Genomic DNA, 571 nt, shown 5'->3' on the forward strand with positions numbered 1-571 from the left:
ATGAGCCATGAAGGACTCGAACCTTCGACCCTCTGATTAAAAGTCAGATGCTCTACCGACTGAGCTAATGGCTCTTTGGCTGGGCTAGCTGGATTCGAACCAACGCATGACGGAGTCAAAGTCCGTTGCCTTACCGCTTGGCTATAGCCCAATATGAATGGTGGAGGATGACGGGATCGAACCGCCGACCCCCTGCTTGTAAGGCAGGTGCTCTCCCAGCTGAGCTAATCCTCCACTATAATGGTGACCCGTACGGGATTCGAACCCGTGTTACCGCCGTGAAAGGGCGGTGTCTTAACCGCTTGACCAACGGGCCACATTTAAAAAAGCCTGGCAACGTCCTACTCTCACAGGGGGAAACCCCCAACTACCATCGGCGCTGAAGAGCTTAACTTCCGTGTTCGGCATGGGAACGGGTGTGACCTCTTCGCCATCATCACCAAGCCTACTGCATGAGTTTACATCTCTGCAGGCTTGCACTGAGGAATCTTTCTTCCTTGAATCCACTTGCAGACGCAAGTGCAGACAGAATATCAAAGGTTATTCCTTCAAAACTAGATAACGAGCTGCT

The 571-nt window shown here is 51.8% G+C and carries 4 tRNA genes and 1 rRNA gene; all 5 read right to left on the reverse strand.

Annotated elements, in window-relative coordinates:
* Window position 1: 1 nt before the first annotated feature.
* Window positions 2-74: transfer RNA gene (locus BK575_RS27870), tRNA-Lys, on the reverse strand.
* A gap of 2 nt (window positions 75-76) precedes the next feature.
* A tRNA-Gln gene (locus BK575_RS27875) sits at window positions 77-151 on the reverse strand.
* Between the two features lie 7 nt (window positions 152-158).
* Window positions 159-234: transfer RNA gene (locus BK575_RS27880), tRNA-Val, on the reverse strand.
* Between the two features lie 7 nt (window positions 235-241).
* Window positions 242-316, reverse strand: a tRNA-Glu gene (locus tag BK575_RS27885).
* Window positions 317-328: 12 nt separating this feature from the next.
* A 5S ribosomal RNA gene (gene rrf, locus BK575_RS27890) occupies window positions 329-444 on the reverse strand.
* Window positions 445-571: the final 127 nt, after the last annotated feature.

Origin of the sequence: Priestia abyssalis, assembly GCF_002019595.1 — a bacterium.
Taxonomy (GTDB): Bacteria; Bacillota; Bacilli; order Bacillales; family Bacillaceae_H; genus Bacillus_BA; species Bacillus_BA abyssalis.